Source organism: Sphingomonas sp. UYP23 (assembly GCF_054059235.1).
The window spans coordinates 3897546-3920607 of the sequence record NZ_JBSSBX010000001.1 but is presented as its reverse complement, the minus strand read 5'-3'; the positions used below and the strand labels follow the sequence as shown (position 1 = coordinate 3920607).

28 protein-coding genes, 1 tRNA gene and 1 pseudogene are annotated in these 23062 nt (G+C 66.5%); 12 read left to right on the top strand and 18 right to left on the bottom strand.

Annotated elements, in window-relative coordinates; translation table 11 throughout:
• Window positions 1-105 precede the first annotated feature (105 nt).
• From ACVWYO_RS19355 to smpB, 3 genes are read right to left on the bottom strand one after another with little or no spacing between them, the layout of a single operon-like run.
• Window positions 106-2157, bottom strand: coding sequence for a M13 family metallopeptidase (locus ACVWYO_RS19355; protein WP_457353576.1), 2052 nt, complete (start codon window positions 2155-2157; stop codon window positions 106-108).
• A 58-nt stretch (window positions 2158-2215) separates the two neighbouring features.
• Complete coding sequence (locus ACVWYO_RS19350) at window positions 2216-2803, bottom strand: DUF2062 domain-containing protein (protein ID WP_457353575.1); 588 nt, start codon at window positions 2801-2803, stop codon at window positions 2216-2218.
• Entirely contained in the window at window positions 2796-3278 is a 483-nt protein-coding gene (gene smpB, locus ACVWYO_RS19345) for an SsrA-binding protein SmpB (protein WP_010186783.1), read from the bottom strand. The genes ACVWYO_RS19350 and smpB overlap by 8 nt, the downstream gene beginning before the upstream one ends.
• A gap of 152 nt (window positions 3279-3430) precedes the next feature.
• On the opposite strand from smpB, the gene ACVWYO_RS19340 reads away from it, so the two are divergent.
• A complete protein-coding gene (locus tag ACVWYO_RS19340) occupies window positions 3431-3847 on the top strand; it encodes an acyl-CoA thioesterase (RefSeq protein WP_140849031.1) in 417 nt (138 codons plus the stop codon).
• A 121-nt stretch (window positions 3848-3968) separates the two neighbouring features.
• Here the strand turns inward: ACVWYO_RS19340 and dapA are convergent, their stop codons facing one another.
• Window positions 3969-4850: a 4-hydroxy-tetrahydrodipicolinate synthase gene (dapA, locus tag ACVWYO_RS19335; protein WP_457353572.1), complete on the bottom strand. Its 882-nt coding sequence runs from the start codon at window positions 4848-4850 to the stop codon at window positions 3969-3971.
• An 86-nt stretch (window positions 4851-4936) separates the two neighbouring features.
• On the opposite strand from dapA, the gene ACVWYO_RS19330 reads away from it, so the two are divergent.
• The 6 genes and pseudogenes from ACVWYO_RS19330 to ACVWYO_RS19305 form a co-directional block, all read left to right on the top strand.
• A complete protein-coding gene (locus ACVWYO_RS19330; RefSeq protein WP_457353570.1) occupies window positions 4937-6928 on the top strand; it encodes a lytic transglycosylase domain-containing protein in 1992 nt (663 codons plus the stop codon).
• A gap of 45 nt (window positions 6929-6973) precedes the next feature.
• Complete coding sequence (locus ACVWYO_RS19325; protein ID WP_457353568.1) at window positions 6974-7729, top strand: NYN domain-containing protein; 756 nt, start codon at window positions 6974-6976, stop codon at window positions 7727-7729.
• The gene (gene greB, locus ACVWYO_RS19320) at window positions 7726-8232 is read left to right on the top strand and encodes a transcription elongation factor GreB (RefSeq protein WP_457353566.1); all 507 of its coding nucleotides are present in this window, start codon (window positions 7726-7728) and stop codon (window positions 8230-8232) included. The genes ACVWYO_RS19325 and greB overlap by 4 nt, the downstream gene beginning before the upstream one ends.
• 55 nt (window positions 8233-8287) lie before the next feature.
• Window positions 8288-8668 (top strand): DoxX family protein, encoded by a 381-nt coding sequence (locus ACVWYO_RS19315; RefSeq protein WP_457353564.1) that lies wholly within the window; start codon window positions 8288-8290, stop codon window positions 8666-8668.
• Window positions 8669-8794: 126 nt separating this feature from the next.
• A complete protein-coding gene (locus tag ACVWYO_RS19310) occupies window positions 8795-9070 on the top strand; it encodes an acylphosphatase (protein ID WP_457353562.1) in 276 nt (91 codons plus the stop codon).
• 174 nt (window positions 9071-9244) lie between these two features.
• Window positions 9245-9349, top strand: a pseudogene (locus ACVWYO_RS19305) (IS5/IS1182 family transposase); the annotation flags it as partial.
• 45 nt (window positions 9350-9394) lie between these two features.
• On the opposite strand, the gene ACVWYO_RS19300 reads toward ACVWYO_RS19305, so the two are convergent.
• Window positions 9395-10327 carry an IS5 family transposase gene (locus ACVWYO_RS19300; protein WP_457353560.1) on the bottom strand — a complete coding sequence of 311 codons (933 nt, stop codon included), beginning with the start codon at window positions 10325-10327 and terminating at the stop codon, window positions 9395-9397.
• Between the two features lie 142 nt (window positions 10328-10469).
• On the opposite strand from ACVWYO_RS19300, the gene ACVWYO_RS19295 reads away from it, so the two are divergent.
• On the top strand, window positions 10470-10991 hold the full coding sequence (locus tag ACVWYO_RS19295) for a Uma2 family endonuclease (protein WP_457353558.1): 522 nt from the start codon (window positions 10470-10472) through the stop codon (window positions 10989-10991).
• A gap of 62 nt (window positions 10992-11053) precedes the next feature.
• On the opposite strand, the gene ettA is transcribed toward ACVWYO_RS19295, so the two are convergent.
• Complete coding sequence (gene ettA, locus ACVWYO_RS19290) at window positions 11054-12733, bottom strand: energy-dependent translational throttle protein EttA (RefSeq protein ID WP_140849044.1); 1680 nt, start codon at window positions 12731-12733, stop codon at window positions 11054-11056.
• Window positions 12734-12834: 101 nt separating this feature from the next.
• On the opposite strand from ettA, the gene ACVWYO_RS19285 reads away from it, so the two are divergent.
• From ACVWYO_RS19285 to ACVWYO_RS19270, 4 genes are all read left to right on the top strand, one after another.
• Window positions 12835-13095, top strand: a complete 261-nt coding sequence (locus tag ACVWYO_RS19285; protein ID WP_457353556.1) for a hypothetical protein — start codon at window positions 12835-12837, stop codon at window positions 13093-13095.
• Entirely contained in the window at window positions 13092-13535 is a 444-nt protein-coding gene (locus ACVWYO_RS19280) for a type II toxin-antitoxin system VapC family toxin (RefSeq protein WP_457353554.1), read from the top strand. The genes ACVWYO_RS19285 and ACVWYO_RS19280 overlap by 4 nt, the downstream gene beginning before the upstream one ends.
• Window positions 13532-14935: a M20/M25/M40 family metallo-hydrolase gene (locus ACVWYO_RS19275; protein ID WP_457353552.1), complete on the top strand. Its 1404-nt coding sequence runs from the start codon at window positions 13532-13534 to the stop codon at window positions 14933-14935. Before ACVWYO_RS19280 ends, ACVWYO_RS19275 begins: the two co-directional genes overlap by 4 nt.
• 158 nt (window positions 14936-15093) lie before the next feature.
• Entirely contained in the window at window positions 15094-15372 is a 279-nt protein-coding gene (locus ACVWYO_RS19270; RefSeq protein WP_140849051.1) for a hypothetical protein, read from the top strand.
• 74 nt (window positions 15373-15446) lie between these two features.
• Here the strand turns inward: ACVWYO_RS19270 and ACVWYO_RS19265 are convergent, their stop codons facing one another.
• From ACVWYO_RS19265 to gspG, 12 genes are all read right to left on the bottom strand, one after another.
• Window positions 15447-16070: a tetratricopeptide repeat protein gene (locus tag ACVWYO_RS19265; protein ID WP_457353550.1), complete on the bottom strand. Its 624-nt coding sequence runs from the start codon at window positions 16068-16070 to the stop codon at window positions 15447-15449.
• 103 nt (window positions 16071-16173) lie between these two features.
• Window positions 16174-16632 carry a VOC family protein gene (locus tag ACVWYO_RS19260; protein ID WP_457353548.1) on the bottom strand — a complete coding sequence of 153 codons (459 nt, stop codon included), beginning with the start codon at window positions 16630-16632 and terminating at the stop codon, window positions 16174-16176.
• 25 nt (window positions 16633-16657) lie between these two features.
• Window positions 16658-17710 carry a Glu/Leu/Phe/Val family dehydrogenase gene (locus ACVWYO_RS19255; protein WP_457353546.1) on the bottom strand — a complete coding sequence of 351 codons (1053 nt, stop codon included), beginning with the start codon at window positions 17708-17710 and terminating at the stop codon, window positions 16658-16660.
• 28 nt (window positions 17711-17738) lie between these two features.
• Window positions 17739-17815, bottom strand: a tRNA-His gene (locus ACVWYO_RS19250).
• A 54-nt stretch (window positions 17816-17869) separates the two neighbouring features.
• Window positions 17870-18607: a type II secretion system protein N gene (locus tag ACVWYO_RS19245; protein ID WP_457353544.1), complete on the bottom strand. Its 738-nt coding sequence runs from the start codon at window positions 18605-18607 to the stop codon at window positions 17870-17872.
• Entirely contained in the window at window positions 18604-19080 is a 477-nt protein-coding gene (gspM, locus tag ACVWYO_RS19240; RefSeq protein WP_457353542.1) for a type II secretion system protein GspM, read from the bottom strand. Before gspM ends, ACVWYO_RS19245 begins: the two co-directional genes overlap by 4 nt.
• Complete coding sequence (gene gspL / locus ACVWYO_RS19235; RefSeq protein WP_457353540.1) at window positions 19077-20174, bottom strand: type II secretion system protein GspL; 1098 nt, start codon at window positions 20172-20174, stop codon at window positions 19077-19079. The genes gspM and gspL overlap by 4 nt, the downstream gene beginning before the upstream one ends.
• Window positions 20171-21166 (bottom strand): type II secretion system minor pseudopilin GspK, encoded by a 996-nt coding sequence (gspK, locus tag ACVWYO_RS19230; RefSeq protein ID WP_457353538.1) that lies wholly within the window; start codon window positions 21164-21166, stop codon window positions 20171-20173. Before gspK ends, gspL begins: the two co-directional genes overlap by 4 nt.
• Window positions 21150-21776, bottom strand: a complete 627-nt coding sequence (gspJ, locus tag ACVWYO_RS19225; RefSeq protein WP_457353536.1) for a type II secretion system minor pseudopilin GspJ — start codon at window positions 21774-21776, stop codon at window positions 21150-21152. Before gspJ ends, gspK begins: the two co-directional genes overlap by 17 nt.
• Entirely contained in the window at window positions 21773-22162 is a 390-nt protein-coding gene (gene gspI / locus ACVWYO_RS19220) for a type II secretion system minor pseudopilin GspI (protein ID WP_457353534.1), read from the bottom strand. Before gspI ends, gspJ begins: the two co-directional genes overlap by 4 nt.
• Window positions 22134-22634: a GspH/FimT family pseudopilin gene (locus ACVWYO_RS19215; protein ID WP_457353532.1), complete on the bottom strand. Its 501-nt coding sequence runs from the start codon at window positions 22632-22634 to the stop codon at window positions 22134-22136. The genes gspI and ACVWYO_RS19215 overlap by 29 nt, the downstream gene beginning before the upstream one ends.
• Window positions 22609-23061, bottom strand: a complete 453-nt coding sequence (gspG, locus tag ACVWYO_RS19210; RefSeq protein ID WP_457353530.1) for a type II secretion system major pseudopilin GspG — start codon at window positions 23059-23061, stop codon at window positions 22609-22611. Before gspG ends, ACVWYO_RS19215 begins: the two co-directional genes overlap by 26 nt.
• Window position 23062 lies beyond the last annotated feature (1 nt).

The window sequence follows — 23062 nt, the reverse complement described above, 5'->3', positions numbered from 1 at the left end:
GTCAAGACTTAAGCGGCGCTGTGCCGCGGATCGTTTGGGGTTCGCGACGAAACCCCGCACGACATGGCCGGCCCCCGCACAGACTGCGGGGGCCGGCGCATCGGCTTACCAGACCTTCACGCGCTCGGCGGGGGCGAGGTACATTTTGTCGCCGGGCTTGACGCCGAATGCGGCGTACCAGGCATCGACGTTGCGCACTTCCATCGTGCGGAACGGACCCGGCGAATGCGGATCGCTCAGCAGCTGCGAGCGCAATGCGGGCTCGCGGAACTTGATCCGCCAGACCTGTGCATAGCCGAGGTAGAAGCGCTGATCGCCGGTCAGCCCGTCGATCACCGGCGCGGGCTTGCCGCCGAGCGAGCGATGATAGGCGTCATACGCAAGCGCGAGGCCTGCGAGATCGGCCATGTTCTCGCCGAGCGTCAGGCCGCCCTTGATGTGCTGGCCGGGGAGCGGCTCGTACGCGTCATACTGCTTGACCAGTTGATCGGTCATCGCGGTGAAACGCGCGACGTCCTGCGGCGTCCACCATTCCTTCAAAGCGCCAGTCGGATCGAACTTGCGGCCCTGATCATCGAAATGATGGCTGAGCTCATGGCCGATGACGACGCCGATGCCGCCATAGTTGACCGCCGGATCGGCCTTCGCATCGAAGAACGGCGGCTGGAGGATCGCCGCCGGGAAGACGATCTCGTTCATCGGCGGATTGGCATAGGCGTTCACCGTCATCGGGGTCATGCCCCATTCGGTACGGTCGATCGGCTGGCCGAGCTTTTTCAGATCGCGCTGATACTCGAACTGGTTTGCCGAGGCGACGTTGCCGACGAGATCGTCACGCTTGACCACGACCGCGCTATAGTCGCGCCACTTGGTCGGATAGCCGATCTTGGGGGTGAAGGCGGCGAGCTTGGCGTGCGCCTTGACCTTGGTCTCGGGTGCCATCCAGGTCAGCTTGTCGATCCGCGTGCCCATCGCCGAGATGATATTCTTGACGAGCTGGTCGGCCGACGCCTTCGATGCCGGCGGGAAATAGGCCGCGACATATTGCTGACCGATCTCTTCCCCAAGCGCACCCGACACCGTCGAGACACCACGCTTCCAGCGCACCGGCTGCTGCGGCGCTCCGCTGAGCACGGTGCCGTAGAAAGCGAAATTGGCGTCGTTGATCGGCTTCGACAGATAGCCCGCATAGGAGCGCATCGTGCGCAGGATCAGGAAGTCCTGGACGACCTGCACGGGCGCATCGGCGAACGCCTTGGCCTCACCCGCGATCGCGCTCGGCATCCCGACGATATAGTTCGCCTGGCCCGCAGCCCCGGCCGCCTGGAAATACGCCGCCCACGGGAAGCCCGCGGCCTTGCCGTCGAAGTCGGCGGGGAGATATTTGTTGTAGGTCAGATCGGCGTTGCGCGATTTGACGCGGTCCCAATGCGCCTCGGCGAGCGTCTTCTCGAACGCGAACACGGCTGCGGCGCGCTGTGCGGCATTGTCCTGCCCGGCAAGGCCGAGCATCGTTGCCTGATACGCCTGATATTTGGTGCGCGTGTCGGCGAGCTTGGGGTCGTCCTTCAGATAATAATCACGATCGGGCAGGCCGAGGCCGCCCTGGTAGACGTGGACGATATAGTTTTCGGGAGCCTTGTCGTCCTGGCCGACGCCGACGCCGAACAGGCCGCCGACGCCGCGCTGCTGGAGCTTGGCCATCTCGGTCGCGAGCGCGGCCTTGTCCTTGGCGGCCTTGATCTCGCCGATCCAGGGCTGGATCGGCGCGATGCCCTTCGCGTTGACGGCGGCTTCATCCATAAAGCTGGCGTAGAAATCGCCGATCTTGTTGCCCGGCGTCTGGGTCGCCTTGTCGAGGATGATGCGCGTCCGCTCGAGCGAGCGATCGGCGAGCGCGTTGAACATCCCGTAGGTCGCCTTGTCGTCGGGGATCTGCGTCTTGGCTTCCCACGCGCCGCCGGCATATTTGCCGAAATCGTCGCCGGGCTTCACCGCGCTATCCATGCCGGCCATGTCGATCCCGAAGCTGCCGAGCTCGGCGCCGGTGCTCGCGCTCGGCGCGGCTACGGGTTTCGGCTTGCTGGTCTGCGCGTAGGTTACGCCGCCCACCGCGGCCGATGCCAGCAGCGAGAGCGTAAGGAGCGAAAAACGCATACAAATGTATCCTTCCTGAACAATATTGCTGCGTGTTGTACCGCTATGACACGGGCAGTCAAATCGTTCTTGTCGGCCCTTCGCGATGCGCACGGGCGCGCCATTTGCGCGCGATCCGGAAGCGCCAGACGAGGCTCGCCACGGCATGGCCCGTGATCGACAGGCCGATCGCCAGGATCACCAGGCCGACGATCGTCGCGGGGCCGCCATGCGATACCAGCCAGTGGAGCCAGCTGGCATTGGCCTGGACGTTGCTCGCGATCGGCGCGCCGGGCACGTCGCGGTCGAGCCGCAGCACCCAATGACCGATCTCATACGCGCTCCAGAACAGCGGGACGGTGGTGATCGGATTGTGCAGCAGCGTGGTGCCGACCGCGACCGGCACGTTGGCGCGCACCGGAAGCGCGGTCAGCGCGGCGAGCGGCATGTGCGCGAAGGGAAACAGGATGCCCGTGAACAGCCCAAGCGCCACACCACGCGGGACCGAGCGGCGCGTGAAGCGCCACAAGGACGGCGCGAGGATGCGGTGCGCGACCGGGCGGAGATAGCGATTCGCCTCGATACTGTCGCGCGTCGGCACATGGCCACGCGCCCAGCCCGCCGCACGGGCAACGGGTCCGGAGCGCGGCGCGGCGCGGTCAGCCACGGTCGCGCATGATCCGGCCCTGCTCACGCTTCCAGTCGCGCTCCTTGATCGAGTCGCGCTTGTCGTGATCCTTCTTGCCCTTGGCGAGCGCGAGCTCGATCTTGGCGCGGCCCTTCGAGTTGAAATAGACCATCAGTGGCACGAGCGTCATGCCCTCGCGGTTGACCGCGCCGTGCATCTTGTTGATCTCGCGCTCCTTCAGAAGCAGCTTGCGCACACGCTTGGGCTCGTGATTGTAGCGATTGCCATGGCTGAATTCGGGAACGTTCGAATTGATCAGCCAGACCTCGCCATCCTTCACCTCGGCATAGCTTTCGGCGATCGAGCCGGTCCCGCTGCGCAGCGACTTTACCTCGGTGCCGGTCAGCGCGATGCCCGCCTCATAGACCGTCTCGATGTAATAATCGTACCGCGCGCGCCGGTTCTCGGCGACGATCTTGGTCTTTTCGAAGAGTGGGGGTTTGGGACGCGCCATGGGAGCCGCGATGTAGGCGTTGCCGCGCGGAAACAAAAGCCATCCCGACAATTTAGCCGAGCGGACCGCGTAAAGCGCGCGATGAGCGCCTATCTAGGGTTAAGATGCAATGGCCGCTCGCGCGATTGCCGGTTTCGATGTAGAGTCTCGCCATGTCCGATCTCGCTGCCCCCAAATACGCAAGCCACAGTTTTGCGATCGCCATCGATGCGGCCGACATCGATTTCATGGGGCACGTCAACAATGCCTCCTATCTCAAATGGGTACAGGATGCGGTGGTGAGCCACTGGCAGCGTTTCGCGCCGAGCGAGGCGCTTGCGACGCACGCCTGGGTCGCGCTCAAGCACGAGATCACCTATCGCAAGCCGACCTTCCTCGACGACGAGGTGATCGCGACCGTGCTGCTCGAAAAGGTGCAGGGCGCGCGGGCGTTCTACGAGACGGTGATCAAGCGCGGCGAGGATGTGCTCGCCGAAGTGAAGTCGAGCTGGTGCTGCCTGAATGTCGAGACGATGCGCCCGGCGCGGCTCGCACAGGGCGTGATCGACCGGTTTTTCGCCAAGGATTGAGGCTTCTTAAGCCCCTCCCCTTCAGGGGAGGGGTAGGGGTGGGGACGTCTCGGCACGCGCTGGTCTCTGCGAAGCTTCCCCCACCCCTACCCCTCCCCTGAAGGGGTGGGGCTAAGACTTGTTAGGCCAACCCCGCCGCTACCAGCCCAGCATCGACCGCGCGCTGGCTCGTCTCGCTCGGCCAGGTCATCGGCAGGCGGAGCGCCTTGGGGAAGTCCGGCCGGATCTTGTTGACCGCATACTTCACCGGGCCGGGCGAGGCGTCGGTAAACAGCGACACATGGAGCGCGAACAGCCGGTCGTGCAGCGCCAAGGCCTCGACGTAATCCCCGGCCGCGCACGCCGCCTGGAACTCCGCACACAATCCCGGCGCGACGTTTGCCGTCACCGAGATGCACCCGATCCCGCCGGTCGCGTTGAACGCCAGCGCCATGTCGTCATTGCCCGACAACTGCTCGAACCCGTGCGGGCACGCCGCGCGCTGTGCCGAGACACGCTGGATCACGCCGGTCGCGTCCTTGATGCCGATCACGCTCGGCATGGCGTGCGCGATCCGCGCGACCGTCTCGACCGCGATGTCGGTGACGGTGCGGCCGGGCACGTTGTAGAGCACGATGGGCAGATCGCACGCCTCGGCGACCGCCTCGAAATGGCGGAAGATGCCCTCCTGGTTGGGCCGATTATAGTAAGGCGGGACCATCAGTGCGGCGTCCGCACCCGCAGCCTTCGCCGCCTTGATATTGTGGATCGCGACGCGCGTATCGTTCGAGCCCGCGCCCGCCAGCACCGGAACGCGGCCGCGCGCTTGGTCGACGCAGACGCCGACGATGTGGAAATGTTCTTCGGCGGTGAGCGTCGCGGCCTCGCCGGTCGTGCCGACCGGGACGAGGCCGGCCGAGCCCTCGGCAATCTGCCACTCGACGAAATCGCGATAGGCGCGCTCGTCGAAACTGCCGTCAGCGGCGAACGGCGTGACCAACGCCGGGATCGATCCCGAAAACATAGCGAATTGCTCCTGCGGACGGAATTTCGTCGCATTTGTGGTGTATTGAACGGGACAAATACGGACGGGAGGCATAGTCTGTCCACATGATTGCATGGCTCATCAAATCCGGCGTTTTCCTGGCCGGGGTTTCCACCCTCGCCGTCACCTCGGGCGATGCGCAGGATCAGCTCGGCTGGGGTCGCGCGACGCAGGTGCTGACCGGCACCACCGCCGCCAACACCGCGCTCTCCGCCTCGATCGCCGAGTGGAAATCGCTCCAGCAATCGTCGAGCTACAGCTTTGACAGCTATGCCCGCTTCCTGCTCGCGCATCCCGGCTGGCCCGGCGAGACCGCGATGCGGCGGATGGCGGAGAAGTCGCTCGACAGCGGCGGTTGGTCGCCCGCGACCGTCGTCGCTTTCTTCGGCCGTTTCCCCGCGCTGACCGGCGCGGGGAAGACGCGCTTCGCCGAGGCGCTCGCTGCGACGGGGCAGCAGAGCGAAGCGGCCAGCGCGGCGCGCACCGCCTGGATCTCGGGAACGCTGTCGAGCGTCGACGAGAGCAGGATTCTCACGGCCTTCCCCGGTGCCTTGTCGCCCGCCGATCACGATACGCGGATGGACATGCTGCTATGGCAGGGCGCGACCGCCTCGGCGCAGCGTCAGCTGATGCTGACCAGCCCAGCGCGGCAGAGCGTGTTCGCCGCGCGGCTCGCCTTCCGCACCAGTGCGCCCGACGCGGGCGATCGGCTGATCGCGACGCAAGCCTATGGCGCCACCGATCCCGGCTGGGTCGCCGACCGGGCGACCTGGTATCGCAACACCGGCGCCTCGGCGAGCGCGCGCAACGCGCTCGCACAGCGGTCCGCGCTCGCGGTGGTTCCGGGGAACGCCGAGCAATGGTTCGAGGTGCTGCTCACCAATGCGCGCGCGGCGGCGAATGACGGGCAGAACTCGCTTGCCTACGACATCGCGCGGCAGCTGAGCGATGCCTATCCGGCGGGCACCGATGTCAGCACGCGCCCCTATGGCGAGCGCGACGATTATACGAGCCTCGCCTGGCTCGCGGGGCGTACCGCGCTGAAGCAGCTCGCCCGGCCGGGCGATGCTGTGCCGCTGTTTCTGAACTACGCCGCCGCCTCGAAGACTCCGACGACACAATCGAAGGGTTATTATTGGGCCGGCCGCGCCGCCGAGGCTGCCGGGCGCCGCGGCGAGGCCAATGGCTATTATGCGCGCGCCGCCGCGTTCCACGACCTGTTCTACGGCCAGCTCGCTGCCGAGCGGATCGGGCAGCCGCTCGTCGCGCCGGGCGACCCGGTATTGCGCCCGGTCGATCCCGCGACGCGGTCCGCATTCTATGCGCGCGAGACGGTGCGCGCCGCGCAATATCTCGGCACGGTCGGCAATTGGGAGGACCAGACCGCGTTCGTCCGCCAGATCGCGCTCGACGCCAAGAGCGACAGCGACCATGTCCTCTCGACTGAATTGTCGCGTACGCTCGGGCGGCCCGATCTCGGCGTGATGGTCGGGCGCAGCGCGCTGCAGAACGGGCTCAGCGAATATTCGACCGTCGGCTTCCCCAATGTCCGCGTGCCGGTGGCGAGCCAGGACGACTGGACGATGATCCACGCGATCGCGCGCCAGGAAAGCCAGTTCGACCGTGCCGCGATCAGCCATGCCGGCGCGCGCGGGCTGATGCAGCTGATGCCGGGCACCGCGCGCGACCAGGCGGGCAAGCTCGGCCTCGCCTATAATGCCGCCGCGCTGACCACCGATACCGATTACAACATCATGGTCGGCTCGACCTATTTCCGGCATATCTACGACCTGTACGGCAGCTATCCGCTCGCGGTGGCGGCGTACAATGCGGGGCCCGGCAACGTGAACAAATGGCTCCGCGCGAATGGCGATCCGCGCACGCCAGGCGTCGACATGCTCGACTGGATCGAGGCGATCCCGATCTACGAGACGCGCAACTACGTCCAGCGCGTGCTCGAGAATGCGGTGGTGTACGATCTGATGAACCCGGCGCGCTCGCGGTCTTCGGGCAACAATCGAATCAGCTGGTATCTCGGGAAGAGCATCCCGGGCTGAGCGCGGAGGCTGGCCCAGCCAAGGGCGAGCGGCTAGAAAGCCGCGATGAACGACCTTATCCCTACCGGCAACGTCGCGCTGCTGATCGATGCCGACAATGCCAGCCATACCGCGATCGACCCGGTACTGACCGCGCTCGCAGATCTCGGTACCGTCAACATCCGGCGGATCTACGGCAATTGGAGCAAAGCCGCGCTCAAGGGGTGGAGCGAAGTCGCGCTGCGCTATGCGCTCGATCCGCAACAGCAGTTCGACCTGACCAAGGGCAAGAACGCGACCGACATGAAGATGACGATCGACGCGATGGACCTGTTGCTGACGGGCCGCGTCACGGGGTTCGGCATTATGTCGTCGGACAGCGATTTCATGCCGCTGGTGACGCGGATTCGCCAGCAGGGGCTGCAGGTCTACGGCTTCGGGCGCGCCAACACGCCCGAAGGCTTTCGCCAGGCGTGCAACCGCTTCATCGATGTCGAGACGCTGGAGAAGACCGCCGCCGAGATGCCGATGCCGCTCCCGCCGGCGATCCTGCCCAAGGAAGGCAAGTCTGCGATCGACACAGCTCTCGCACGGCTGCTGATCGACGCGTATCAGGCCTCCAAACGCGACGCGCAGGGGTTCGCCTCGCTCAGCGAGGTTGGGCAGCGCGCCAGCAACCGGTCGAGTTTCGACGCGCGGAACTACGGCTTCTCGCGGCTTTCGGACCTTATGGATGCAGTGCCGGGGTTCGTCGTAGAGCGGCGTAACGGCAGCGTGTTGGTCAAGCGCGTCCGATCGCCGCTCACCGACGCACCCCGATGACCGACCGCCCCAACTACATCACCCCCGCCGGCTACGCCGTGCTCAGCGCCGAATATCGCCAGTTGCTCGGCGAGGAGCGGCCCAAGCTGGTCGATGTCATCTCTTGGGCGGCAGGCAATGGCGACCGCTCGGAGAATGGCGATTACATCTACGGCCGCAAGCGGCTGCGCGAGATCGACCGGCGGCTGGGCTTCCTCGCGCGGCGGATGAAGGCTGCCAAGGTGATCGACCCCGCCCAGCAGCCCGATCGCGCCCGCGTGTGGTTCGGCGCGACCGTCACGATCGCCGATGAAGACGATAGCGAGCGCGTGCTGACGCTGGTCGGCGACGACGAGACCGATGCCGCCGCGGGCAAGATCGGCTGGAACGCGCCGATCGCGCGGGCTCTGCGCGGCGCCACGATCGGCGATGTGCGGCGCGTGCTGCTGCCCGCTGGCGAGCGCGAGTATGAAGTCATGGCGATCACCTACCCGGCAACCGAGCGTTTCCCCCCCGGCGATTGACGCTGCGGAGTGCGCCGCACACGGTTGGGCCCTGACCATCAAAGGACTCTTGCCGATGCCAATCCCTGCCCTCTGGGCGCCCCGCTTGCTCAGCCTGCTGCGGATCATCGTCGGCCTCGGCTTCGTCCAGCACGGCTGCTCCAAATTCTTCGGTATCCCGCCCTTCCCCATGCCGCTCAATCCCCTCCTGACCGTGGCAGGCGTACTTGAGCTCGGCGGGGGCGCACTGATCCTGATCGGGCTGTTCACCCGGCCGGTGGCATTCGTCCTGTCGGGCATGTCGGCCGCCGCCTATTTCATCGCGCATTTCCCCAAGAGCGTCTTTCCGGCGGCAAACGGTGGCGAGGCGGCGATGCTCTATTGCTTCGTGTTCCTGTATCTCGCGGCGGCGGGCGCCGGCCCGATCAGCGTGGACGCCCGCCGGTCGAAGATCTGAAGCGCGGCGTGCGATGAACGGCGCAGGCCATGCGATCGATCTTCGTGCGTTCCGCGATCGACATGGCTATAGCGCCGACCCGGCATGCGCCACTGCCGCGCGCCGGGTCGGGAGCAGTACAAGACAATGACGATGCAACGCGTGTTCGTGAGTGGAAAAGTGCAGCGGACGGGTTATCGCGACTGGGCGGTGCGCAAGGCGCACGAGCTCGGCGTCAAGGGCTGGGTCCGCAACCTGAATGACGGTCGGGTCGAATTGCTCGTTGCAGGCGACGAGAGTGCCGTCACGGCGATGGCGGAGGCATGCCGCCAGGGATCCGAACATTCGCGGGTCGACCATGTCGAGGCACTGCCCGCCGAAGAGCGCGCGCCGATGGGTTTCACCAAACGGTTCACGGCGTAACACCGTACCCGCGCGGACCTGCGGGCGACGCCAAATTCGCACCTGCACTTAACCTGCAGCAGTGTTATTCTGGTGTGATGACGAATGTGTCGCCCCTCAACACCGCGCCGCGGCTTTGTTGCAAAACTGATGGCGGGGATTCACGCAGGGAATCGAGCGGTATAGATAGGCGTAATGCCCAAACCTGCCGCACCTGTGTATCGTACGACGAACTGGCCTGAGTATAATGCGGCGCTGAAGCGGCGTGGGTCGCTGGAAATATGGTTTGATCCGGCTTTGTTGCATAATTACGCGAGAGCATGACCGACGTTTTACTTGAAGATGTTATTGGATGCGGACGGTCACCGGCGTTCCTATTTCGGAGAACCGATTGAGAATTGCAGCACGGACTTTGAGCTCGGTAATCTGACGATCGAAGGTGCGGGCGACAACGCGCTGGCCCAGGAGTTTGAAGCAGTGCATTTTGGTCTCGACCAGACTGCGGCGATGATAGCCGCTCCACTTTTTCCAGATTGCGCGACCAAGCCGCTTTGTCGCGCGTAGCGCTCCATTGCGTGCATCGACGCCGGGACCGCCTTCTGCCCATGGTTGCCCGTTGCGGCGGACCGGGATGACCGCATCGGCACCGCGCCCGGCAATAGCGGCATGGCAGTCCCTGGTATCATAAGCGCCATCTCCGCCGACGCTGAGTATCCGCTCGTCTCCGGGAATTTGCGCCAGGAGAACGGGCAGCGTCGGTGCGTCACCAATGGCATTCGTCGTGACCTCAATGGCCCGGATATCCAGCGTCCCAGCATCAATCCCGAGATCCACCTTGCGCCACTGGCGACGGTAGGACGGTCCGTGTTTGCGCGTCTTCCACTCGCCTTCTCCCGTCATTTTGATCCCGGTGCTGTCGACCAGCAGGTGCAGTCCGCCCGAGCTGATCCGCCCGCCGAGGTTGACCTTCAACGTCTTCTGCCGTCGGCACAGCGTCGTATAATCCGGCACCGACCAATCCAGCCCCGCCATTTTGATCAGGCTCGAAACCAACCCCGTCACTTGCCGCAAAGGCAGGTTGAACAGCGTCTTCAGCGTCAGGCACAGCTCTATCGCGCTGTCTGAAAACCGCATCGGGCGACCAGGGCGACCACACGGCTTCGAAAGCCAGTGCATCTCCGGATCAAACCATATTTCCAGCGACCCACGCCGCTTCAGCGCCGCATTATACTCAGGCCAGTTCGTCGTACGATACACAGGTGCGGCAGGTTTGGGCATTACGCCTATCTATACCGCTCGATTCCCTGCGTGAATCCCCGCCATCAGTTTTGCAACAAAGCCCTCCGAAATAGGAACGCCGGTGACCGTCCGCATCCAATAACATCTTTAAGTAAAACGTCGGTCATGCTCTCGCGTAATTATGCAACAAAGCCCCGCGCCGCTCCCGGTCCGGCTGCGGATCGAGGACTATCTGTTGCTTCACGAAGCAGGAGCGTTCGCATCCTACAACCGCACCGAGTTGATCGACGGGGGGGTGTATTTCGTGAACGCACAGCATCGGCCGCATGCGCTCGCCAAGATCGAGCTGTACGATGCGATCCGCGATGCGCTCCGCTCGATCCAATCGCCGCTGCGCCCGCTGGTCGAGGCGAGCATCGCCTTGTCGCCGCATGACGTGCCAGAATCGGACATCGTGCTGACCAGCGAACCGCGCGGCGAAGGGCTGGTCCCGCTTGATTCGGTCCATCTCGTGATCGAAGTGTCCGACACGACGATGCGCAGCGACATCCGCCACAAGGTCGCGAGCTATGCGCGCGCGGCGATGCCCGATATTGGGTGGTCGACGTCAAGGCGCGCACGATCCACCAGATGTGGGCGCCGTGCCAAGACGTGTACACGCAGCGCCGCGCGGTCGTCTTCGGCGATCCGATCATCGCGGTGACGGTCGCCGGACTGCGGGTCGATACGGCGAGCCTGTAAGGCCCGCCGCACCGGACGCGCGCGTCAGCGCGTCAGTTTCTTGTAGGCCAGACGCGTCGGACGATCCGCCGCATCGCCGAGGCGACGGCGCTTGTCTTCCTCGTACGATTCGAAGTTCCCCTCGAACCATTCGACATGGCTGTCGCCCTCGAAGGCGAGGATGTGCGTCGCGAGGCGATCGAGGAAGAAGCGATCGTGGCTGATGACCACGGCGCAGCCCGCGAAACTCTCCAGCGCTTCCTCGAGCGCGCGCAGCGTCTCGACGTCGAGATCGTTGGTCGGCTCGTCGAGCAGGAGGACGTTGCCACCCTCCTTGAGCATCTTGGCGAGATGGACGCGGTTGCGTTCACCGCCCGACAGCTGGCCGACCTTCTTCTGCTGGTCCTGGCCTTTGAAGTTGAACGCGCCGACATAGGCCCGCGTGCCGAGCTCCTGCTTGCCGAAGCGGAACACTTCGAGCTTGTCGGAGACTTCCTCCCACACCGTGTTCGACGGCGTGAGGTCATCGCGCGACTGGTCGACATAGCCGAGCTTGACGGTCTGGCCGACCTCGATCGAACCGCCATCGGGCTGTTCCTGGCCGGTGATCAGCTTGAACAAGGTCGATTTGCCCGCGCCGTTCGGCCCGATCACGCCGACGATGCCGCCGGGCGGCAGCACGAAGTCGAGATTGTCGAACAGCAGCTTGTCGCCGTAAGCCTTGGTCAGGCCCTTGGCCTCGATCACCTTGCCGCCGAGCCGCTCGGGCAGCTGGATCAGGATCTGCGCCTTGCCGACGCTGCGGTTCTCCTGCTTCTCCATCAGCTCGTCGAACGCACGGATACGCGCCTTGGACTTGGTCTGGCGCGCCTTGGGGGTCTGGCGCATCCAGGCGAGCTCGTCCGAGATCGCCTTGGCCTTGCCCTGCTCCTCGCGGTCTTCCTGCTCGAGCCGCTTGACCTTCTTCTCGAGGTAGCCCGAATAGTTCGATTCATAGGTGTAATAGCGCCCGCGATCGAGTTCGAGCACCCAGTTCACCACGTTATCGAGGAAGTAGCGATCGTGGGTGACGAGGATCACGTTGCCGACATAGTCGCGCAGGTAATTCTCGAGCCAGGCGACGCTCTCGGCGTCGAGATGGTTGGTCGGCTCGTCGAGCAGCAGGATGTTGGGCTTTTCGAGCAGCAGCTTGCACAAAGCGACGCGACGCTTCTCGCCACCCGACAGATTGGTGACGGGGCTGTCGCCGGGCGGGCAACGCAGCGCTTCCATCGCGATCTCGAGCTGGTTGTCGAGGCTCCAGCCGTCGACCGCGTCGATCTTCTCCTGCAGGTCGCCCATTTCGGCGAGCAATGCGTCGAAATCGCAATCCTCGGGCGGATCGCCCATGATCGCGACGATCTCGTTATAGCGATCGACCATCCCGCCGATCGGGCCGGCGCCCGCGCGCACGTTGCCGATCACGTCCTTGGTCTCGTCGAGCTTGGGTTCCTGCGGCAGATAGCCGACCTTGATGCCCTCGGCGGCCCATGCCTCGCCGGTGAATTCGGGATCGATCCCGCCCATGATCTTCATCAGCGTCGACTTGCCCGAGCCGTTCGGCCCGATGATCGCGATCTTCGCGTCGGGAAGGAACTGGAGCGAGATGTTGTTGAGCACCGGCTTGGGGGCACCGGGGAAGGTCTTGGTCAGGCCCTTCATCACATAGCTGTACTGCACGGCCATCGGCTGCGGACTCCGGGGGTAAAGATGGTGGATTGTTGGCGTGGCAGATAGCGATGCGCGGGGGCGTTGGCAACGTGGGCGGGGTGCGGTAGCTTCCTGGTATGGAACGGATCGACATCTCGGACGGGCGCCGCGTCGCCGTTCTGGTCGAAGCGGTCGAGCGCGGCGACGCGGTGGTGATCGTGCGCGATGGCGTGGTGGTGGCGACCGTTGCGGCTCCAGCGCCTGCGCCAGCCGCCGTGGAACCAAGGACCTTCGACATAGCGGGGCTTGCGCGTTTGCACTCTGAATACCCGATGCCGCACTTCGAACAGAGTTGGGGCGATCTGGTCAGCGAGATGCGTGACGAGGACGATCATTGAGCCACTATTGCGATGCCAGTGTGATCGGCACGCTGGTGTTCCGCGATACCGACTGGATCGGCGTGCGTCACTGGATCGAGACGACGAAGCCCAGCCTTACCTATAGTGACTTCGGCTTTGGGAAGCTCGCCTCGGCGGTCGGTCGGCGGGTCCGGATGCAGCAGTTGGATGCTAGCAAGGCGCAGGCGCTGCTGCTCGATCTCCCCACGCGTCTTCCCGATTGGGCCCACATCACGATCGAGCCATCCGATATTGCCGTCGCCACGGGCTACATGCTGCGCTTCGAACTCGGACTGCGCTTTCCCGATGCGATTCACATTGCGGTCGCGCGGCGTCTCGGGCTTACACTGGTTTCGACCGACATCCGCCAGGTCCGCGCCGCCGTCTCGCTCGGTGTCGCCGCCATCAACCCCTTGCACACAGACGGGACTCCTTCTTGACCAAGCTCCGCGCCCTCGCCCCTTCGTTGCTGCTCGCCTCAACCTTGCTCGCCGGTCCCGCGCTGGCGCAGCGCCCCGCGCCATTGGTCGATCCCGCAGTCGCGGCGCTGCGCGACAAGGCGCTGAACGACGATATTGCCTATGACATCGTCGAGGGGCTCACCACCGAGGTCGGCCCCCGCCCCGATGGATCGCCCAAGGAAGAGCGCGCGCGGCAGTGGGCGGTCGCCAAGCTGAAGAGCCTCGGCTTCAAGAATGTGCGGATCGAGCCCTATGAGCTCAAGAACGTCTGGGTGCGCGGTGCCGAGACCGCCGACGTCGTCGCACCGTTCGAACAGCCGCTGCGGCTGACCGCGCTCGGCAATTCGGGCGCTACGCCGGCCGAGGGGCTGACGCTGCCGGTCGTGTTCTTCGCCTCGCTCGCCGATCTTCGGGCGGCACCCGATGGCAGCCTGACCGGCAAGATCGCCTTTGTCTCGAACGCGATGCAGGCCAATCAGGACGGCTCGGCCTACGGCCCCGAGGGCCAGGCGCGCCGCGCCGGGCCGAGCATCGCGGCGCAGAAAGGCGCGAGCGCGATCGTCATTCGCTCGATCGGATCGGACCACGGCCGCGGGCCGCATGCGGGCGTCACAAACTTCGCGCCCGGTGTAGCGCCGATCCCCGCCGCTGCGCTGTCGGTCTCCGATGCCGCCAATCTCGAGCGGATGGTCAAGCGCGGCAAGCCCGTCACGCTCCACCTGACATTGACGCCTACGTTCGTGCCAAGCCGCATGTCGGGCAATGTCGTCGCCGAAGTCCCCGGCACCGATCCGGCAGCCGGCACGATCCTGATCGGCGGACACCTCGACAGCTGGGATCTCGGCACCGGTGCGATCGACGATGCGTCCGGCGTCGCGATCACCACCGCCGCCGCCAAGCGGATGATGGATGCGGGGCGGCATCGTCGCACGATCCGCGTCGTCTGGTTCGGCGATGAAGAGACGGGCGGTTTCGGCGGGCTCGCCTACGCAAAGGCACATGCCGGCGAGACGCACGCGATGGCGGCCGAATCCGATTTCGGCGCCGACCGGGTGTGGCGCTTCGAGACCAACCTTCCGGCGACCGCCAAGCCCGTCGGCGATCGCCTGACCGCCGCGCTTGCGCCGCTTGGCATCGTGCACGGCGCAGGCATCGCGGGCGACGGAACCGATGTCGGGCCGACGCTCGCAACCGGGGTCGCGGCGGTCGATCTCAACCAGGACGGGACCCGCTATTTCGATTACCACCACACGCCCGAGGACACGCTGGAGCGCATCGACCCGCAGCAATTGCGGCAAAATGTCGCAGCTTGGACCGCGGTTCTAGCCGTCGTCGCCGATGCGCCCGAAGCGATCGGCCCGGTTACGCCGAAGAAATGACGGTTGCTCGGCTCGTCGCAAATATGGCCGAAAGGTGGCAGAAGCGCCCGTCTATGGCCGATTTGCGATTGACGCACCGCAGCGGGGCGCTATGCCTCCGATCTTCGCGAGCGGCATAGGGCCGGTTGCGAAGCGCTAATTTGCTTGGGAGCAATTGCATGAAGAAGATCGCCCTTGTTCTCGTCGCCGCCGGCCTGGTCTCGCTCGCCGCTTGCAACAAGAACCCTGAAGCTGCTGCAATCGAAAACAATGCTGACGTCATCGCCGACGGCATCGACAACAACGCGTCGATGATCGACGACATGGCTTCGAACACCTCGAACGCGGTTGCTTCGGACGTCCTGGCGAACAAGGCCGACGAACTGCATGACACTGCCGACAACGTCCGTGACGCGGGCGAAGCCAAGGCCGACAACGTCGCCAAGGCTGCCAAGTAAGACCTGCCGGGCTTCGGCCCAGGTCTGACGATTGGGGCGTCTTCCTAGCGGAAGGCGCCCTTTTTCGTGGCCGATCAGTTGAGCTGCGCGATCACCAGATCGAGCGCCGCCAAGCGCAGCGCGATGTCGCGATGATATCCGGCAGCGGCCGGCGCCAACTTCAGCGCACGCGCCCAATAGAGGCGCGCGGTGCGATACTGTCCGGTCTGCGCATAAGCGAGCCCTTCGAAGAACGGCGGCGCGGGATGCTCGGGCGCGAGCCGGGTCGCCTGGTCGAACGCCAGTCGCGCGGCGGGCGACACGGATGCATCATGCTGTACCAACGCCGTCCCCAGCCCGGTCCACAGCGTCAGGCTTAGCGGATAATGATTGAGCCCGAGCAGCACGACGTTGACGCCGCTGCGTCGGCTGCCTGAGCGCATCAACGCGTCCGACGCCATCAGATACGCCCCATCGCCGGTGAACCGCCCGAGCATCGCATCGCGCAGTTCGATCATCTCGGGCGCGACCGCCACGGGGATCGCGTCGGAGACCGCCAGATGCTCCCCGAGCCCGGCGCGTTGCTGGAGCGCGTAACCGGCAGCGCCGAGCATCAGGGCCGCGCCGACCAGCGTCCAGAGCGCGCGGGACACGCCGCTGACCCACAAGGCTCCAGCTACGACGACGCCGATCAGCGCCAAGCCTATCCAGCCACTCATTGCGTCTGTCGTGTGTTCATCACGCTGCTGTACGGGATTTGCGCGCAACGTCTAACCACAAGTGCGGACTCGCCGCCTCTTCGCGCGCGCAATCGACCCGGCGTCAGTCGCCGGCGCGTAGGGGCTGGATCAGATCCCAGCGGTTGCCGTAGAGATCCTCGAAGACGGCGACGATTCCGTACGGCTCGCGCCGCGGCGCCTCCACGAACCGGACGCCGCGCTGCGTATACGCATGGTGGTCGCGGGCAAAATCGTCGGTCTCCAGAAACAGCAACACGCGTCCGCCACTCTGATTGCCGACCGCGCCGACTTGGACATCGCCGACGGCGCGCGCCAGCAGCAGCCCGCTTGCGCTGCCCGGCGGTGCAACGACGACCCAGCGCTTCTCATCGCCCAGCGCGGTGTCCTCGCGCAGCTCGAAGCCGAGCGCGTCGACAAAGAAGGCAATGGCCGGATCATAGTCCGCGACGAGGAGCGAGGTCAGGGTGAGACGCTGTGGCATGCGAAAATTCTGACCGATGGCGCCCGTCGCGCCAATGCCCGACCGCCATTCAGCGGACACCCGAAGGCGCCCGCGCGGCGGCCTTTCAGGCGCGCCCGATCAGACGCTGGGCGATCGTGTCGGCGACGTCGGAGATCGGCGCGCCGGTGCGCTCGGCCTCGTCCCACACCTGGATCAACCGGTCGGGGATCCGCGCGATGCGCGCCTCGACTTCGGCCTGATCGCCGTGGCCGAGATATTCGAGCGCGACGTTAATGATGCCGCCGGCGTTGATGACGTAATCGGGCGCGTAAAGGATGCCCCGCGCCTGCAGCGCCGCGCCTTCGGCCTTGGTCTCGAGCTGGTTGTTCGCACCGCCCGCGACGATCGTGGTGCGAAGCGCCGCGATAGAAGCCGGAGTCAGGATCGCGCCGAGCGCGTTCGGGCTGACGATGTCGGCCTCGACGGCAAGAATGTCATCTGCTGCTGCGGTCTGCGCGCCGAGCTCTTCGGCGAGCGCCTTGGCGCGATCCGCATTGACGTCCGCCAGCGTGAGCACCGCGCCGTCCTTGGCGAGCAGCCGGGCGAGCCCGCCGCCGACGCTGCCGACGCCCTGGATCGCGACGCGCACGCCCTTCATGTCGGTCGTGCCGAGACCACGCTTGGCGGCGGCCTTGACGCCGAGATAGACGCCCATTGCGGTGTAGGGCCCGGGATCACCGCCGGCGCTCCCCGCCGCGACGGGGAGACCCGAGACATGCTTGGTCTTGGTCGCGATCGTCTTCATGCTCGCTTCGGACATGCCGACGTCTTCGGCCGTCACATAGCGCCCGCCGAGCGAATCGACCACGCGGCCGAACGCCTCGAGCTGCGCGTGGCTGATCGTCTCGCCGGGGTTCGCCGCGAGCACGACGCCCTTGCCGCCGCCCATCGGCAGATCGGCCATCGCGTTCTTGAAGCTCATCCCGCGCGACAGACGCAGCGCGTCGGTGATCGCGCGATCGCTATCGGCATAATGCCAGAAACGCACGCCACCCGCCGCCGGTCCGAGCTTGGTCGAATGAATCGCGATGACCGCCCGAAGCCCCGAGGCCGGATCGGTGAAGAGGTGCACGCCCTCATGATCGTCGAAATCGGGGAAGCCCCATCCGGTGGTCACGGACAAATTCCTGGCTGCTGAAAAGAAGTGGGGCGACCGACGGGACTTGAACCCGCAACATCCGGCATCACAAGCCGACGCTCTAACCAATTGAACTACGATCGCCGCAGAGGAAGCGCCCCTAGCGGGGTCGGGGGGCCAGCGTCAAGAATGGATCGCTCAGAATTTACCGTCAATCGTCAGGCGATGCCCCGATGGGGTCGGTTGAAAGCCGCTGAGCTCGAGTTTCTGCGCGGCGGTCGCATCGACCGGTTTCACCGTCAGCTCGGCGCGGAAACGGCCGGCCGGCCACAGCCGCAGCGCGATCTGCTCGGTCCCCGACTGGCTTGCCAGCGGGAGCAACAGCGCGCCGGCGTCACAGCGCGCGGTGCCGGCAAGCCCCTGCCCCAGGCTGATACCGGCGATATCGGCGCCGAGCGTCGCCTTGACCCGACCTTCCGCCGCCTCGCACTTGCCGTCGACGAAGCGGAGCGTGACCTCGTCGAGATCGATCCCGCTGACCGGAAGCGGCGCGAAGACGTCGCCCGCCGGCAGCCGCGCGCTCATCGAATCGAGCCCGACACCGTGGCGCGAGACGCTGATCGCGCCGTGGACCGCGCGAGTCGTGGCGGGATCGCCGCCCACGTCGGGGCTTGCCAGGGCGACCCGCGCCCGGCCTCCGAGCAGCGCCCAGGGCGAGAGCGAGGCCTTCACGTCCCCCAGTGCGATCGTCCCGACCTGCGCCTCGCGCAGTCCGCCGAACCACACGCTTCCCGTCGCGGCGCGCGCCGCGACGCGGGTCAAATCGAGATCGAACCAGCCGAGCAGGAAGCGCAATGGCAGCAGGATCAGCAATGCCGCAAAGAACACCGCGCCGAACAGCGCGACCGGACCTGTCTTGAGGCGAAAGCGCGTCATGGATGCTTCGCCTTCAACGTGAGCTGGACCGCGACGCCGTGGTCGCCGGTATCGGTGGTGGCGAGTTGATCGACCAGAATGCCGTCGGCCTCGAGCTGCGCGAGCCAGCCGACCAGCGCGCCCGGCCGCGCGGAAGCGATCGCGATCGCGACGCGGTCATTGCCCTGCGGCGTGACATTGGTCAGCGCAAAGCCTGCATCGTTGGCACGCGCGCGGATCACCGATTCGAGCGGCGCGTCGAGCGGCGCGGCAAGCATCGCCTGCGCTGCCTTGACCGCATCGACGCGGACCTGCGTCTCGCCGAGCGCGATCACGGCGTCGGCATGGCGCGCCTTTGCCGAATCGAGCGCATCGCTCAGCGGCACGACGAGGAAATAGCCGAACACCAGCGCCGCGAAGACCCCGCCGGCGATCAGCAAATACTGTTCGCGCTGGCTGCGGGTACGATACCAGAGGAGGAAACGCTCGGTCATCGCGGCTTCACCGTCAGATCTCCCGAAAGGCGGCCGTTGACCGCCTGAAACTGGCCCTGCGCGACGGCGGCGAACCCGCTCGCCTCGAGCCGCCGTTGCAGATCGAGGATCTGCCCCTCGTTCTGCACCCCGACGCCGACGCGCAGCGTGCCGTTCGGATCGAAACCGAGCGTATGCGCCTCACTCCCCGGCGTCGCGCGAATCGCCGCGAACACCGCCGCCGCGGTCCGGCTGAAGCCCTGGCCGCCGCCGCGCAGCCGGTCGAGCCGCGCGCTGAGCTGGCGGTCCGCATCGCTGACCGCCTCGGCACGCGCAAGGCCGGTGCGCGCGAGCAGATCGGTGCGGCGCTCGAGATCGTCGGCGGCGGTCGAATAGGCGATCAGCTGGACGATCGTGATCAGCAGCGTCACGACCAGCGTCGCGGCGGTGAGCCAGCCGAGCCGACGGACCAGCGCCCAATCGACCCCGATCCGCGTCTTGCGCGCGAACGCACCCTGGCGAAGGTCGAGCGGCGGCGCCACGACCGCCGCGACGATCGCCGCCTCGAGCGCATCGCGCGGCAATATGGCGGGTGCGGCGCCGCCGGTGACGAGCTCGGTCAGCCGCGCTTCGTCGGCGAACCCGCTGGTCGTCCCGCGCACGACCCCTTCGCCACCAAGATCGGCGCGCAGATAGCCTGATTCGGGGCGCGGCAGCAGCAGCGGCGCGGGGAGCACGGCCGCGGGATCGACGCCGTTTTCCGCAAGCAGGTCGAGCCAGGCGCGCATCTGCGTGGCCGCCACCACGCCGATCGGGCGTTCGAGGATCGCGCCCTCGCGTCCGACCGCAACGTGAAGCTCGCCGATCGGACTCGCGCTCGCATCGGCGGCAAGCATCCGCGCGGCGGTGACCGATTGCGCGAGCGAACGATCGGGCAGCTCGGCCCAGTGCAGCGTCACCGCATCGGCGGGTGCGACCGCGACATGCGCCACCGGCGCATCGGCGGCGAGCAGCGGAAAGCCCTCGCCGCGCGCGGTCACGGCATCGCCCGCGATGCGCAGCCAGCGCCACGGCAGATCGTGCGCGGGAAGGAAGAGGACAAGCGTTTCTGTCATGATGGCTCGCCCCATTGCCGCGATACGAGCCGCGCGGGAAGCACCGTCGCGTCGATCAGTCCGGTTTGTTCCAGCGTGGCCCCGCCCAGCGCAACGCGCACGGTGAGCGAGAACCATGTCGTCTTGATGTCGGTCTGCCCCGGCGCGTCGTCGCCGGTGGTGCTGCGCACCGCGCTTTGCGCCCAGAACGCCGTGCTCGTCGCAAAGCCCGCCGCCGGGCGCTGCAGCAGAACCTGGCGCACCGCTTCGGGAGACAGCCCGATCCGCAGCATCGCAATCAGCGGCGCCTGTTCGGGCAGCAGCGTGTTGACATTGATCTTCGCGGGCGCGGCGACGGGCAAGGTGCAGAGCCACGGGCGCAGCGACTCGTAATCGTTGCGCGTCACGCCGCGGACCGCGCGCAACTCGCTCGGGTCGGCCATCAGCGTGTTGGCGGTGCGATAGGGCTGCGCGCCGCCGCGATAGTCCTTGTCCTCGGCGCCGCCGGTGAGCGGGGCATCGTCGCTGTCGATCCAGTCGGCGGCGGCGGCGGCGATCGCGTCGGGTGAGCCGGCCGACGGATCGACCAGCCGGATCAGCCGGGCGAACTGCAGTTGCGCCGGCGTATAGGCGAAATACTGGCCGCTTCGGGCGGGCGTCTCGGTGACGAGGCTGTTGAGGTTGAAGCAATTGCCGCCGTCGACCACGGTCGCGGTGGCGGTGCCGTTGGCGATCGGCAGCGGATAGGGCGTGCCGCTCCAGCCGCCCTGCAGCGTGACCTTGTCGGGGCTCTTGCGGAGCAGGTCGCTGACCCTGACCACCGCGAGCGTCTCGGTCGCGAAGGAGTAAGCCCGCGCCTGATCGAGCGCGACGGCGTTGCCGCCGAGCCGCGTCGCGAGCCGCAGCCGCTCGAGCGCGGTCCCGGCCAGCACCGCGATCACCGCGACGAGCAGCAACACCGTCAGCAACGCCGCGCCGCGCTCGGAGGCCTTACGCTCAACCGACGCGGTCATCGACGCGCCTCCCATAGCCGGTGCCGACGAGGAACAGCTGGCGCGTCGCGATGCCGCTATCCCGCAACACGCGCAGTTCGAGCGCATCGGGGAGCGGCGTCTGCGGCGTGCCGGTCCAGCGGTCGCTCCACGCGCCCTTGATGCGGTAGCGCAGCGTGACCTGGCGGACGTGCGTCAGCAGCGGTGTCGGCGGCAGCGGCGCGGCACCGTCGAGCATCGGATAGGCGGTCCGCGCGAGCGCGCCGTCGACGACGCCATATTCGACCTTCTGCACGCTCGCGCGCGGCGTACCGTCGAGGTTGCTCCAGCCGCTGCGGACGAGGCGGAGCATTGGGGCGGCTGCCGCGCCCGCTTCGCCCGTGAAGGGCGGACGTGCGCCGCCATCCTCGCCGCGCGTCTGGCGGGTGGTCGCCTCGGCGAGATCGGCGGTGAGGATCGAGGTGAGGCGGTTCATCGCCGATACGTCGTCGAGCTTGACGCCGGTGGCGGTCTGCGCGCGGACCGAGAAGGACAGCAGCGCCACCCCCGCCGCGGCGAGCAGGCCGAAAATCAGCAGCGAGATCATCACCTCGACCAGAGTGAAGCCGTGTTCGGCGGGGCGGCGCGTCATGGGGTGCGGGTCCCGTCGCGGACCATGGTGAGATGCCCAGCCTGGCGCCCCGCCGCATCGCGCACGGTGACATCAATTCGCAAGACGCGGATGTTCCCGGTCGGCTGGACCGTCCGTGTCCAGCTCCAGCTGCTCCCGCCATTGCTTTCGCTGCCGCTCGCGGTGCCGATCGTCGGCGGGCGCGCATCGGTCATCGCCTCGATCGCGACATTGCGCGCGACGGTCTGGCCGAGCAGCGTCGTGTCGAGCGTCGCCGCACCGCGGATCGTCGCGCCTTCGAGCCGGATCAGGGCAAGCGCGGCGAGGCTGAACACGGCGAGCGCGACCATCATCTCGATCAAGGTAAAGCCGCGGGACTTAGCCACCGATGCGGACCTTGCCGTCATTGCCGATATGGACGACCAGCGTCTCGCCCGAACGCACGAGCGTCACGTCGAGCGGACGATCGGTGCTGCCGACCGAATCGAACAGTACGCGGTCGCGCGTTCCGGCGCCCGATGGCGTGGCGTGCGTCCCCTTGCCCCACCCCGTCACGCGCAGCGGTTTTTCGGCCATCGCGACCCAGGCGCCGTCGACACGCTCGTCGAACCCGTAGCCGCCTTCGGACACCCACACGCTGATCGGTTTCGCGCCGACCACGGCGAGATCGCGTGCGGCACTGGCGCGCGCGGCAAAGCGCGCGGCCTCGTCGGCAAGGCGACCGCGCGGATCGGGCAAGGCGAAGACGACCGCGGCGCTGGCGAGGCCGATGATCGTGACGACGACCATCAGCTCGATCAGCGTGAAGCCGCGCTCGCGCCCCCGCTCGCCCCCCGGCTCGCCCTTGCGGCGTTTACTGCCAGCTGCCGATATCGGCATTGACGCCCTCGCCGCCTTCCTTCTTGTCTGCGCCGAGCGTCCAGACATCGGCCTCGCCATGCGCGCCGGGTGCCGCATAGAGATACGGCTTGCCCCACGGATCGAGCGGGAGCTTCTTGATGTAGCCGCCGCGCTGGTATTTCGACGCATCGGCATCGGCCGGCGCAGCGACGAGCGCCTGAAGGCCGTCGGTGGTCGACGGATAGGAATCGTTCTGCAGCTTGTAGAGGTCGAGCGCGCCCTCGATCGTCGAGATGTCGGCCTTGGCCTTGACGATCTTGCCTTTGTCGCCGAGCGGCAGGACGTTGTAGGTCACGATCGCGGCAAGCAGGCCGATGATGACGATCACGACCATCAGTTCGATCAGCGTGAAGCCGTCTTCTTGCTTGCGGCGGCGGCGCGATGGGCGGGGAGCGGAAACAGACATA